Here is a 12,911-nt window from a genome sequence, read left to right as displayed (position 1 = left end):
TTTATGTTGCCCAAACTCTCTGACCTGGTTTCATTTTTACATCTCCGTCATACCGACCGGGAATATCCAGGTATTCGTAAGCCTGTGTCGCACCGATTTCTGAGGTGAAATATCCAAGGAGTGTCAGGTCTCTCGCAATGGCAAAGAAATAAGGAGTAGGTTTGATTTCTTCCTTAGGCGTTTTGTCTTTTATTGCTTTTTCACCTTCTGCTTTTTGTGCAGCCACAGTTTCATCTCTTAATTTACCAATCAGTTCCTCACGTTCTTTTACTGAAATCTTTAAGAATGAACTGCCGAATTCTTTTTTAGCATGGTCATCAAGGTCTTTGATTCCTTTTACAAAAGCATCCTGAGCATCTTTCGGATAACAATCTTTAACCATCATTGCTATCCATGGGCCAACACCTGCAGCCTTCGCACCGGGTGTTTTTGTCGCCGGAATAATCACATCAGCAAGCTCAGTGATGAGCTCAGTCTGATCTGCTGTAAATAAACCGGAATGCTTTTCATCTGAAGTAGGGTTGCAACCCTCAAGAAATACCCCTATTGTGGTCGCAGATAATGCGCCGCCCATTAAAAAGGCAACATTTCTGACTGCTTCTCTTCTATTCATACTTTTTATTTTTTGGTTTTTGGTTTTTGGTGTGTTGTTGTACAAACTAATACTTAAAAATAGTGATTCTCATCATATTTTCATTATGAAGCAATCATTATATTGGCATTTCATGTCATTTGTTACACGGTAGATCTGTTCTAAATAAGATGCATGGTGACAAAGGGGCTTTATGGAGGGTTGAACCCTGTTTTTTACCTTAATAAGCTGCCTTTTACGTAGTTGAAACTTTGCGTTACGCTTTCATAAGGATCAATTTTTATGACATCCTGTTCAATAAAAAGGTGTGTTAATCCCGATAATTTGGCCTGTTCAAAAATAGGCTTGAAATTGATACTGCCTGTTCCTACTTCTGTATAGACATCCCGGTCTGTTTTGTCCATGTCTTTCACATGCCACATTTTAAATCGACCCGGATTTTCTTTGAAAAGAGATAGAGGGTCTATCCCTGCATTGATGGCCCAGAAAAGATCCAGTTCAAAGTTGACGAGTTTTTTGTCGGTTTCTTCCAATAAAACCTGATAACCGGTCGCCCCTCCACCCAGATCTTTAAATTCGAAATTATGGTTGTGGTAAGCCAGTTTCAACTGGTGTGTTTTACACAATTCTGCCGCAAGGTTAAACTTGGCTGCAATGGCTTTATAGTCATCAATGGTTCCTTCTTTTCTTACGTTTGCCGGTAATCCAGGAATGACAAAGTATTCCTGTCCCGCCTCTGCCGCAGTGGCCACATGGCTTTTCAATATATCTTCCGTGCCATTGGCAATCAGGAAGTCGGTTACATTGTAATGCCCGCTTGGCGTGGTCATTTTATACTCGGCCAGAAGGGCTTTGAATGCTTTTGCATCCAGTCCCCAGAAACCCTTCGACGCATACACGCCCGGATAACCGTAAAATGTTTCTACCTGGTTGTAACCGATTTTGGAAAGCTGTGCAATGACGCCTCTGACATCTTTTTGCAGCAATTCCCGGAGGGTGAACAACTGGATCCCTATTTTATTTACTCCGGCAAGTTTTGCTGTGGCTGAAAGTGCTGAGGCCAGGGCCGACTGACTCAACAATGCTGCTGTTGCCGCCAGGCCTGTTTGCTGTAAAAAACTTCTTCTGCTGGTCATGTTTATTTTTTTTTAGGTCTGTAATTGCAATGCAGGGCGGAAATGGCTTTCCGCCCTTTTTAAGTTTAGAATGAATAGGCTATAGAGGCCCAGAATGTACGTTGTAATAAGGTCCTTCCGATGGATAGGGTGCCTGGCGCAAGCTGGGAGAAATCCCTGAACTGGTCACCACGCACATCACCTTCAGTGAGTACCCTGGCGTTTAACAGGTTGTCGACCCAGAACCTGGCATCAATCTGTTTGGTGATTTTATAACCTGCACCGCCACGCATAATCAGGTAGGCTGGTAATTTATAGCTTGCACTTGGAGAAGTGAACCTGTTGCCGATATAGTTTGCCGCTACATAAATATTTGCTTTACCGATGTCGTAAGTAGCAGAGAGCTCAGTATTGATGACCGGAACCCTTTCTGTTCTGTTGCCGGTGAAACTATAGATCCTGTCACCCAGTTCCGCAACAACAGCAGTGTTGGATTGTGTTGATGCCGTGTAATCCGTGTATTTCGAATCCTGGATGGTACCCGTGAATCTTAAGGCCAGTGGTTTAAGTATTTTGTAGGAAATCTCGTATTCAGCACTCCAGGTACGTGTAGATCCGAAGGCAACCAGGGCCTGCAGTCCGGCTGCTGTGGTAGGTACGTTGATGGTCAATGAGGTGTTCTTTATGGCGGAATAACTTCCTGAAGCAAAGATGGCCAGGTTGTTTTTCGCGTATTTGTATCCGATTTCAGCTAAGTAAACCGGACGGTTTTTGATGTTCGCAGGATTGTAAGCCGTCGCATTGTAATCACCAATGTTAGGTGCATTGTAGGCTTTGGTCGCCCTTGCAAAAATACTTGCGGTAGCATTGATCTTGTAGTTTACTCCCACAGAAGCTGCCCAGTTGGTGATATTCTCACTGTAATCGGTATAACCGGCAATCACAGGATTGGATGCCGCTTTATAATTAGGGCTTCCGTCAGCATTGAAAGCATAAAATGGTCTTTTGCCGTCTACATTCTGGTTGTCTACACGGGCTCCGATATCTAATCTCCATTGCTCGTTGATTTTGATCTCATCGCTGGCGTATAGGGAAAGGGTTCTGGTATCACCGATAAAGGTTGTTTTTGTTTGTACCGTTCTGGTGTTTGCTGTAGGCGACTGCAACAGGATGCTTGGGTTTTCTTTGAATTCTGAGAATGTCCTGAAGGCATAGCGCAAGTCGTTACGGTTGTACTGGTGAATTCCTGTACCCAGACTGATGCTGTGGTTTTTAACTGTTTTTTTGATGTCCAGGTAGTTGATAATCTGCTTATCGCTGTTTAACTGTGCACCTGAAGAGGAGGTAATCACCTGGTCGCCTGCACTGAATGGTGCCGGGGTACCATCCGGATAGTAGTAAGGTACGGCTGCAGTACGTGCAGTGATACCGGTTGGTGTGGATGAAGTACTGGCCGTATGTGTGTCCTGGTAACGGAAATTGTTGACGATCTGCCAGCCATTGTCGGTCATATAATTGAACTGGAAACCACCGGAACCAAGTTTGGTATGCATTCCGTCCTGCAGGTCGAACGCATGTGCGGAACCATTCGGATCTGTATAGTTCCAGGCGGTCTGCATTGGCGTAATGGATTGGGTGACCATGTCGTAGGAACCATATTTGGTAGGTTTTCCTGTTCCGTCATAAGGATAATAGCTGGTCAGCAACCATTGTACTTTATCGTTCAGGTATTTTCCGAACACACGGATGAAGCCTTTATTGTTTTTGAAGCTGAAGGTCATATTTCCCTTCACCTGTCCACCCTCATTGGCTGGAGAGAAACCCGGATTAACTACACCATTGTCCCTGCGGTAAAAACCACCGATATTGTATTTGATGGAATTGTTGATTTTTCCGCCTGTATTTCCGTCTACACGGTATAATCCCTGGGAAAGTCCTGTCGTAAATTTGAATTGACCATACGCTTTTTCCGCACCTGCATAACTGATGTTATTGATGACCGCACCTGGTGTATTCGCCTGTACGATGGAAGCATTACCTCCCCTGATGGCTTCAATGTTCTGTGTGGTTAAATCTGTTTTATAATACTGGTCGATAGAAGGAGTGGAGTTGAATCCTGTCGGCAATAGCGGCAAACCATCTTCCTGGATACCCAGAAAGATATAACCTCCCTGCTGCGGAAACCCGCGTACCCATACGTTACCCGGTCCGTCACCACCTGTACTTTCTACCGTTAAACCCGGTATTGCTTTTAACAGGTCGGTACTGTTCAGCGGGGCTCTGTTGGCGATATCTTTACTGCTGATAGAGGTCAGGGCAACACTGGATTCCAGTTTTTTCTTCGGATTTCCACCACCGGTGACTACCACACCATCCAGCTGTAAGGCATCTTCGGACAGGGAAACTGTGATCGGCTGATTGGCTTCGGCTACATTCATGTTGATTTCTTTGGTCATGTAACCGATATAGGTGAAAGTCAGGACATAGTTATCCTTGCTGGTCACTTTCAGGGAAAATACCCCATCAGCATTGGTCAGGGTGCCGTTGGTTGTCCCTTTTACGGATACACTTACCCCTGGAAGCCCTGCTCCTTTACCGTCGGTTACTTTTCCGGTAACGATTGCATCCGCCATCGGATAGTTGGCGAGCTGTACGGCTGCATCACTTTCTGCGAACAGTAAGATCCTGTCGTTGATGACTTTATAGCTTACATCGTAAGGTTTTAGCAGTTGTTCCAGGAAGCCACCCAGTTTTACATTGACTGCTGAGATGGAAGCCCTGCGGGAAGAGTTGATGGATTTCGGACTGTACACGAATTTCACATGGGTCAGGGCCTCTACTTTCTCTATAATACTCTTAATGTTTTGCTGGTCCGCTTTCAGGGACAGCTGTTTATCCAATACGCCCTGTCCTGCTACTTCTTTCGCAAGAGAAGTGCAGGTGAATACAGTAAGGGCGATCAGTTGGTATATGGAAAATTTCATTGCATGGATTGCTATAGAAACATACGTTTTTTTAGTCATTGGAGTTGGTTTGCAATAAAGTCCGGAATGCAGCAGCTATTTATTTTATTTTTTTGGCATAAATATCCTGCAGGATCCCTAACTTTATTAGGTTCATTAATCGGTTTTTTGGACATAGAAATACCATGATACATCCTGGATGTATTAAAAAATATCGCCGGTGATGCCCTACATCGCCGGCTTTATTTATGTATATGGTGTGTTGTGGTGTTCCTGAATTAGGGATAAGGGGGAGTAGCTGTCGTGTTCATGTTTTTGTCAATTTATAATTTGGTTATTCTTGTTGTTTCTTCTCCTATGCCTCCCAGCCTTGTGGTTGAAAGGTCTTTTTTCAGGCTATTCGCCTGCCTGCTGCTGGTCCCGCATTTTACAAATGCCAATGGATGATGCTGTTCAGCCCTGTTAATTACAGCGTTTTGCCTTGATGAGAATCGTTGTCCCGTCTACATGGTAAGAACCGGTAATGGATTCGCAGATCAGGTTCAGCTGGTCATACAGGCATTTTTTATCGATATCACCCGTAAAGGTGCAGTCATTTACCCCCTCGTCTTCCAGCTGGATGACAATGCCGTAGGCTTTGGATAAAGTACTGAATACTTCCTGAAGACGGGTTTCTGAAAATTTAAAGTCAGCTGTTTCAGGTTCCTGTCCCTGGATAGGTAGGGGCAGTGGACGGTCGACCAGTGTTTTCCTGATCTGGTGTTTCCCTGCATCAAATACTGCTTTCTGGTTGGGTGTTAGCAATACACCCTTGGATTCTTTCTTATTGCGGAAAGTGAATAAAGCCTGGTTGTGGTTTTCGTTGACCGCTACCTTTCCGGTTTTTACCGATACCTGTGCCTGCGCTTCGTTGATGCTGAAGCTGGTTCCCAGTACTTTTACTTTAAGTTTGTTGTTGTATACATAAAATGGTCTGCGCGGATTTTTGCTGACCTCAAAAAATGCATCTCCTTTTAGGTATACATTTCTGGAGGTACTGTTGAATTGTGCAGGATAAGTGATTGTGGCCTTAGGTTGTAAGGTGACAATACTGTGGTCGCTCAAAGAAACCCGCAGTAAGCTGTCGCTGGTATTCCTGGTGGACAACAGTTCGCTGGCCGCATTTTCATTTTTAAATGCACGTTCTGCATTGTTATAATTGAGGGTATAGAAAGCAGCGAATACAAAGGCGATGGTTACTGAAGCCGCAATACCAATTTTGTACCGGCTGTTCAGCGGTATAGATTTAACCGGTCTTTCAGGTGATGGATGGAGATGTGCCTGTAAGCGGGTACGCTGCTGCAGGTTTGCCCGTAATTTGACCAGTATCCTTTCGTTGATGCTGGAAAGCTCAACGGGACTTAAGCCGGAACGGTGGTCACTGTTCAGCGAATCGTACCATTCTTCAACAAATAATTCCTCCTCAGCTGAGCAGTTGTTTTGTTGATACCGGTCTAATAAGTCTAAAAAAGATTCCTTGTTCATGGCTTAAACACTTTGGTTGGCAAACGTATATCTGGTTAATTATAGGTAAGTAACACAAATGAGACTGAACCCTAATGCTGGAACATGAATATTTTTAGATAGTTTTTAACTTGCTGATTTACAGTGTTAAAAAAATGAAGAAAGGTGCTGGTTTCAGGTGTCTATAACTTGAAGAGGAGGAGCAGTAAGATGTGGTAGTTTTTAAGATAGGCTTTCATCAGCTTTAAGGAGCGGGTGATATGGTATTCCACGGTTTTTTCGGAGATGTTCATCTCTACGGATATTTTCTTGGTCGATTGGTGTTTGAACCTGCTTAACCTGAATATTTCCTGTGTTTTATCGGGAAGGGTGCTGATTCCTTTTTCTACAATACTGGACAGGTCTTTCAGTTCCAGGGAGGCTGAGGTGTCCTCATTTTCCTGGCTGCTGTTTTGTGCAAAGGCGATGTATTTGTTTTGCATGACCTGCGACCGGATGTAGTTGATGATGCTGAATTTTAAACATCCCATGAGGTAGTTACGCGGATCTTTGACTTCCAGACTTTCCCTTTTCTCCCAGATGCTGATGAATATATTCTGGACGATATCTTCCGCAATGAGCTTGTCCCTGGTTTTATGGTAGGCAGCCTGGAGGAGAAATTTACTGTAAGCATGATAAATTTCCACATATGCCTGCTCATCGCCCATTTTTAGGCGTGCGAATAACAGCTGATGTTCTTCAGGATCGTGGTTCATACAGGAGGTCAAAGAGATGAAGGTAAATATAAATAAACAAATTTATAGAGGTTTGTTCCGTTTTTTTACCTTTGCCAAAATCAAATTTATCCAATGAGCGAAAAAATACTTGTATTAGGTTCTAACGGACAGATCGGAACAGAACTGGTGACTACCTTGCGTAGGTACTATGGTGTAGACAATGTTATTGCCTGCGATATCCGACGCCCTGATTATGATATTAAGAATTCAGGCCCTTTTGAATTCGTTAATGTCCTGGAAAAAGAGACGCTGAATAGCATCTTTAATAAGTATAAGCCTTCACAGGTTTATCTCCTGGCAGCTTTGCTTTCCGCCACAGGCGAACAGAATCCAAAGCTGGCATGGGACCTTAATATGAATGGCCTGCTGAATATCCTTGATCTGGCTATTGTATATAAAACGGCAAAGGTGTACTGGCCAAGCTCTATCGCAGTGTTCGGCCCGAATTCTCCGAAGGACCAGACGGCACAGCATTGTGTGATGGACCCGAATACGGTTTATGGAATCAGTAAGCTCGCCGGGGAAAGATGGTGCGAGTATTATCACCAGAAGTATGGCCTGGATGTGAGAAGTATCCGTTACCCCGGACTGATTAGCTGGAAGGCTGCCCCAGGTGGTGGAACTACAGATTATGCGATCCATATTTTCCACGATGCCCTGAAGAAAGGAAGTTATGCTTCTTTTCTTTCCGCAGAGACGGAATTGCCAATGATGTATATGGATGATGCGATCCGCGGGACGATTGAACTGATGGATGCCGAAGCCTCACGTATTTCTATACGCTCAAGTTATAATTTTGCAGGCGTGAGTTTTACCCCTGAAGTGCTGGCCGCAGAAATCAGAAAGCATATTCCTGATTTTTCGTTAACTTATACAGCCAATGATCCCAGACAGCTTATTGCCGCCAGCTGGCCACGGTCGATTGATGATCAGGTTGCTGCGAAGGACTGGGGATGGAAGCCTGAGTTTGATCTGGCAAAACTGACTACAGATATGTTAAATAATTTACAAAATAAGGGGTAGTTATTCCAGATTAGGAAGGTTGACCCCCTCAATAAATACACAATGGGAAGAGCATTTGAATTCAGAAAAGAGAGAAAATTTAAGCGCTGGGCCAAAATGGCAGTGCAGTTTACCCGTATAGGGAAGGAGATTGTGATGGCCGTGAAGGATGGTGGTGCAAACCCGGATGCCAATTCACGCCTGCGTACCGCAATTCAGAATGCGAAAGCAGTGAATATGCCTAAGCATACCGTAGATGCAGCGATTAAACGTGCTTCTAATAAGGATGAAAGAGGTTATGAGGAGCATGTTTATGAAGGTTATGCCCTGCATGGCGTGGCTATCCTGATCGAAACAGCTACCGATAATACGAATAGGACTGTGGCCAATGTACGCAGCTATTTTAGTAAGACTGGTGGCTCGCTGGGTAAAACAGGTTCACTGGATTTTATTTTTAACCGGAAGTCGATCTTTAGGTTTGTTCCCGGAGAGAAGGATATGGAAGAGCTGGAGTTTGAATTGATCGATGCCGGACTGGAAGAACTGTACCTTGAAAGTGATGAGGATGGCAGCGATATCGCTGTGGTGCAGACAGCTTTTGAAGATTTTGGTAAGATGCAGAAGGCTTTGGAGGATTTAGGTTTCGAAATGAAAAGCGCAAAACTGGAAAGGATCGCTTTGTCGACTACAGAGATTACTGAAGAACAGGCCGTGGATGTGATTAAACTGATTGATAAATTGGAAGAGGATGATGATGTGCAGGCGGTTTATCATAACATGCAAGAGTAATCGCTTGTAATGTTGAGTTAATCTAAAAAAAAGGGATATATATTTTGCGTCCTCGTGCCTCTGAAATAAGGCACGCATGTCCGCAAAGTATATATCCCTTTTTTTTAACAGATTCTTGTAACAAAACTGCGCTCATCCGGTAGAATTGGGGGGCTTTTGTTGGTGTGAATAGGGGAAGTTTTAGCAGTGTTTGTCGGGTTGATGTTTTTTAGCTTTTTGGCGTATTTAGTTTATGGTAAATAGGGGAAGTTTTAGCAGTGTTTGTCGGGTTGATGTTTGTTAGCTTTTTGGCGTATTTAGTTTATGGTAAATAGGGGAAGTTTTAGCAGTGTTTGTCGGGTTGATGTTTGTTAGCTTTTTGGCGTATTTGGTTTATTGTAAATAGGGGGAGTTTTAGCAGTGTTTGTCGGGTTGATGTTTGTTAGCTTTTTGGCGTATTTGGTTTATTGTAAATAGGGGAAGTTTTAGGAGTGTTTGTCGGGTTGATGTTTGTTAGCTTTTTGGCGTATTTAGTTTATGGTAAATAGGGGAAGTTTTAGCAGTGTTTGTCGGGTTGATGTTTGTTAGCTTTTTGGCGTATTTGGTTTATTGTAAATAGGGGGAGTTTTAGCAGTGTTTGTCGGGTTGATGTTTGTTAGCTTTTTGGCGTATTTGGTTTATTGTAAATAGGGGAAGTTTTAGCAGTGTTTGTCGGGTTGATGTATGTTAGCTTTTTGGCGTATTTAGTTTATGGTAAATAGGGGAAGTTTTAGGAGTGTTTGTCGGGTTGATGTTTGTTAGCTTTTTGGCGTATTTAGTTTATGGTAAATAGGGGAAGTTTTAGCAGTGTTTGTCGGGTTGATGTTTGTTAGCTTTTTGGCGTATTTGGTTTATTGTAAATAGGGGGAGTTTTAGCAGTGTTTGTCGGGTTGATGTTTGTTAGCTTTTTGGCGTATTTGGTTTATTGTAAATAGGGGAAGTTTTAGCAGTGTTTGTCGGGTTGATGTATGTTAGCTTTTTGGCGTATTTAGTTTATGGTAAATAGGGGAAGTTTTAGCAGTGTTTGTCGGGATGATGTATGTTAGCTTTTTGGCGTATTTAGTTTATTGTGAATAGGGGAAGTTTTAGCAGTGTTTGTCGGGTTGATGTTTGTTAGCTTTTTGGCGTATTTAGTTTATTGTAAATAGGGGAAGTTTTAGGAGTGTTTGTCGGGTAGATGTTTGTTAGCTTTTTGGCGTATTTGGTTTATTGTAAATAGGGGAAGTTTTAGCAGAGTTTGTCGGGTTGTTTTTTGCTGTCTAAGCTGATTAAGGTTTTTTATCTTTTGTATGGGAGAACAGGAAGGGGAGTAGTTCCGGTTCTTTAAAGGCGCTGTCCCAGCTGTTATGGTTAGCGTCAGGGTAGAGTGTAAACTTGACTTCTTTGCCAATGATTTTCAGCTGATTTGCAATGAGGGTAGAGAAGGTTGGGTTGACGACATCATCTTTTCCTCCATGAAATATCCATAAAGGAACTTTTTTGTATTTGTCGACATTGGCGATGTGGTCCCCGCCACAGATGGCAAAGGCTGCGGCAAATGTTTTGCGCTTTCTTCTGAGTAGTTCATAGGTTCCCATGCCGCCCATGGATAGACCACCGACGTAAACCTGATTGCGGTTGATGTAGGGTTTTTCAAGGATGTGATCTACCATACCCAGTAATGCTTTCATGGCTTTTGTGGGTTTACCTCCTTTTTGGAAGTTGAAGTTTCTTTTTCCGGTGGCATCTTTTACAATGTTTACGTTCGCCCAGTAACTGTCTTCGGTACATTGGGGGAAGATGACGATTGCAGGATATTTTTTTTGCACTTTTTCCTGGAGGAAAAGGGATGCTCCATGGGTTAATTGCTTTTCATTGTCGCTGCCACTTTCTCCACGTCCATGCAGCACGAAAATAACCGGATATTTTAATTTTGGATCAAAGTTCTGGGGAAATAAAATTCTGTAAGAGATGCTGTCTTTTCCATGAATGTAGCTTCCTTTGTCAAATTTTTTGTAATCCTGTGCATGTAATTGAAGGGTGGTTAAGAGCACGGAAAGTATGAGGATGAGTTTAAAATTCTTCATGGTGCTAAAGTATAAAAACCCGCAGGGATTACCTGCGGGTTTTTGGAAAAAATTATAATTTGAGAGATGTTAATTATGCTGACCAATGGGATACTGTTCAGCCTGAAGATCCAGTTAAATTATTACCATGGTATCGATCATGGCGTTTGTTTATTTCATGTTAATATTCATGATCCTTTTAATCCTTCTGGTGCTACGATGTCCTGGAGTCTATTGGTATTTTTAGCGTTTTATTCCTATAGTGTTCCAAGCATTTGTTTCCATGATGTTCCAAGGGTTTGTTGCCATGATGTTCCAAGGGTTTGTTGCCATGACGTTCCAAGGGTGTTCTCCTGGTGTTTCGGGATTTTGTAGTCATCGTATTCCAGAATTTTGTTAGTAACCCGGACTTTGTGTCAATATTCCCTGACTTCTGTCAATCTGATCCTGAGGGAGCGGGAAGTGATCATCACGTGTTTCTATCGTAATGCCTCTCAGGTAACTGAAGTAGCCCCCTTCAAATCCGAAATAACTTTCCAGGGTTTGTTTGGCAATCCCCCAGCGTACAAGATCGAAAAAGCGGTGACCTTCCATAGCCAGCTCTAACCTGCGTTCCATACGTACTGCAGATCTTGCATAATCAGGATTAGGGAATGATGGGTACTGACCCACATTATAGTTGGCGGCCGGCGTACCTGTACCGGTCGTTTTACCCGGAAGTAAGGCCGCACGTGCCCTGACCAAATTGACAAGTTCCAGCGCTCTTGCCAGATTACCATTTTCAATAGCAGCTTCTGCAGCCATCAGGTAAATATCAGCTAGTCGGATCAGGTTGACATTCAGACCTGTGATGTTTAAGTTTCCTGGAGCAGTCCCACTAGCTACCTGTCCGGCATCGAGTACGTTTTTAACCACGACAAAGGGACCCGCATTTCCTACGTCACGTATCCATGAATCCCCAGGCATAGGGCCGTAACCTGTACGGTAATTTACACCCCTTCTTCCCAGTGTATAATCTATACGTGGATCAAAGCTCAATGCCGTATTCACCTGATAGTTGGTTTTTGCTGCACCGGTTAATCCCATGTCAGATACATAAGGATTGGTACGGTAGCTGCCATCCAATAGTGGTAATCCCGCAGCATTTGTCTTAAATGCATTGGCCAGGTCTATTGTTGGCTGGAAGAAACCGCAGCAGGCCACAGCATAAGGGAAGTTTAACATGTCACCCACATTTCCATTGTCACCACCTGTTCCGTCACCGCCTACGGCATGCTGAACGGAGAATACAGCCTCAGGCCCATTCTCAGTATCGATATTGAAGTTGTTCTGATACGGTAGTGTGGTGAGTCCCGGCTTAGCTGCAATTACTGCGTTGAGCTCAGTATAGGCTTCAGGATATTTTTTCTCATAGAGCAATACTTTTCCCAGGTAAGCCTGAGCAATATATTTGTCGACACGACCCACTTCAGATTTAAACTTTGTTGTAGTCAGGTTCGCTACCGCAAAACGTAAATCGGCTTCAATCGCCGGATAAATATCTGCTGTATTGGGTACCGCCTGTTCTGTTGTGGTCTCCGTGATCATCGGTACATTCTTGAATACCCGAACCAGGAAAAAATAATAATGTGCACGTAATAACCGTGCTTCGCCCTGAATCTGTGTAGCGCGTGCTTCGTCGAATTTTTTTCCTGAACCACTTTGCAAAGCGGTAAGTATTTTCAAGGTATTGTTACAACGAAGGATACCTTCAAAACATCTGTCCCAGAGATTTGATAAGTTATCATTTGTACTGGTAGGAGAGTGTTGTTCAATGAGGTTCATATTCGGCTGATCCCCGTTACTACTTCCTTTGTGGGCATTGTCTGAAGCTACTTCACCGAACAACCACTGGCTTGGTGCAGCACCATAGTTTCCCCAGGTTCCATTTAAGTTACCATTGAGCAATCCGTATGCTCCGGTAAGCAGGGCTTCCACACCCTCCTGCGTAGTTACCTGTTCCGGAGTTAATTCCCCCTGAGGGTTACCGCCTATAAAACTCTTCTTGCAGGATAAAACAGTGCATAGAATAGTTGCGAGTATAATATATTTAAAATTTTTCATCAGCT

At 43.4% G+C, this 12,911-nt stretch carries 9 protein-coding genes; 2 read left to right on the top strand and 7 right to left on the bottom strand.

What is annotated here, in order from left to right:
- Position 1: 1 nt before the first annotated feature.
- The 5 genes from ACSBL2_RS23220 to ACSBL2_RS23200 form a co-directional block, all read right to left on the bottom strand.
- Positions 2–613, bottom strand: coding sequence for a gluconate 2-dehydrogenase subunit 3 family protein (locus ACSBL2_RS23220; protein WP_442588940.1), 612 nt, complete (start codon positions 611–613; stop codon positions 2–4).
- A 194-nt stretch (positions 614–807) separates the two neighbouring features.
- Complete coding sequence (locus ACSBL2_RS23215; RefSeq protein ID WP_442588939.1) at positions 808–1,728, bottom strand: sugar phosphate isomerase/epimerase family protein; 921 nt, start codon at positions 1,726–1,728, stop codon at positions 808–810.
- Between the two features lie 65 nt (positions 1,729–1,793).
- Positions 1,794–4,730, bottom strand: a complete 2,937-nt coding sequence (locus tag ACSBL2_RS23210) for a TonB-dependent receptor domain-containing protein (protein ID WP_442588938.1) — start codon at positions 4,728–4,730, stop codon at positions 1,794–1,796.
- A 402-nt stretch (positions 4,731–5,132) separates the two neighbouring features.
- Entirely contained in the window at positions 5,133–6,194 is a 1,062-nt protein-coding gene (locus ACSBL2_RS23205; protein ID WP_442588937.1) for a FecR family protein, read from the bottom strand.
- A 161-nt stretch (positions 6,195–6,355) separates the two neighbouring features.
- Positions 6,356–6,928: an RNA polymerase sigma-70 factor gene (locus ACSBL2_RS23200; protein ID WP_442588936.1), complete on the bottom strand. Its 573-nt coding sequence runs from the start codon at positions 6,926–6,928 to the stop codon at positions 6,356–6,358.
- A 93-nt stretch (positions 6,929–7,021) separates the two neighbouring features.
- On the opposite strand from ACSBL2_RS23200, the gene ACSBL2_RS23195 reads away from it, so the two are divergent.
- Positions 7,022–7,972: an NAD-dependent epimerase/dehydratase family protein gene (locus tag ACSBL2_RS23195; protein ID WP_442588935.1), complete on the top strand. Its 951-nt coding sequence runs from the start codon at positions 7,022–7,024 to the stop codon at positions 7,970–7,972.
- Between the two features lie 42 nt (positions 7,973–8,014).
- Positions 8,015–8,740 carry a YebC/PmpR family DNA-binding transcriptional regulator gene (locus tag ACSBL2_RS23190; protein WP_442588934.1) on the top strand — a complete coding sequence of 242 codons (726 nt, stop codon included), beginning with the start codon at positions 8,015–8,017 and terminating at the stop codon, positions 8,738–8,740.
- A gap of 1,286 nt (positions 8,741–10,026) precedes the next feature.
- Here ACSBL2_RS23190 and ACSBL2_RS23185 read toward each other — a convergent pair.
- Both ACSBL2_RS23185 and ACSBL2_RS23180 read right to left on the bottom strand, forming a co-directional pair.
- On the bottom strand, positions 10,027–10,824 hold the full coding sequence (locus ACSBL2_RS23185; protein ID WP_442588933.1) for a dienelactone hydrolase family protein: 798 nt from the start codon (positions 10,822–10,824) through the stop codon (positions 10,027–10,029).
- 375 nt (positions 10,825–11,199) lie between these two features.
- Positions 11,200–12,906: a RagB/SusD family nutrient uptake outer membrane protein gene (locus ACSBL2_RS23180; protein ID WP_442588932.1), complete on the bottom strand. Its 1,707-nt coding sequence runs from the start codon at positions 12,904–12,906 to the stop codon at positions 11,200–11,202.
- Positions 12,907–12,911 lie beyond the last annotated feature (5 nt).

The sequence above is a fragment of the Pedobacter sp. AW31-3R genome (assembly GCF_052180285.1).
Classification (GTDB): Bacteria; Bacteroidota; Bacteroidia; order Sphingobacteriales; family Sphingobacteriaceae; genus Pedobacter.
Note: the sequence above shows the minus strand (reverse complement) of the source record. Positions and strands in the feature narration are given on the sequence as shown.

What these genes read in the sequence shown, in the direction of transcription:
- ACSBL2_RS23220 (WP_442588940.1), bottom strand. Translation starts at nt 613, where the DNA reads ATGAATAGAAGAGAAGCAGTCAGAAATGTTGCCTTTTTAATGGGCGGC.
- ACSBL2_RS23215 (WP_442588939.1), bottom strand. Translation starts at nt 1,728, where the DNA reads ATGACCAGCAGAAGAAGTTTTTTACAGCAAACAGGCCTGGCGGCAACA.
- ACSBL2_RS23210 (WP_442588938.1), bottom strand. Translation starts at nt 4,730, where the DNA reads ATGACTAAAAAAACGTATGTTTCTATAGCAATCCATGCAATGAAATTT.
- ACSBL2_RS23205 (WP_442588937.1), bottom strand. Translation starts at nt 6,194, where the DNA reads ATGAACAAGGAATCTTTTTTAGACTTATTAGACCGGTATCAACAAAAC.
- ACSBL2_RS23200 (WP_442588936.1), bottom strand. Translation starts at nt 6,928, where the DNA reads ATGAACCACGATCCTGAAGAACATCAGCTGTTATTCGCACGCCTAAAA.
- ACSBL2_RS23195 (WP_442588935.1), top strand. Translation starts at nt 7,022, where the DNA reads ATGAGCGAAAAAATACTTGTATTAGGTTCTAACGGACAGATCGGAACA.
- ACSBL2_RS23190 (WP_442588934.1), top strand. Translation starts at nt 8,015, where the DNA reads ATGGGAAGAGCATTTGAATTCAGAAAAGAGAGAAAATTTAAGCGCTGG.
- ACSBL2_RS23185 (WP_442588933.1), bottom strand. Translation starts at nt 10,824, where the DNA reads ATGAAGAATTTTAAACTCATCCTCATACTTTCCGTGCTCTTAACCACC.
- ACSBL2_RS23180 (WP_442588932.1), bottom strand. Translation starts at nt 12,906, where the DNA reads ATGAAAAATTTTAAATATATTATACTCGCAACTATTCTATGCACTGTT.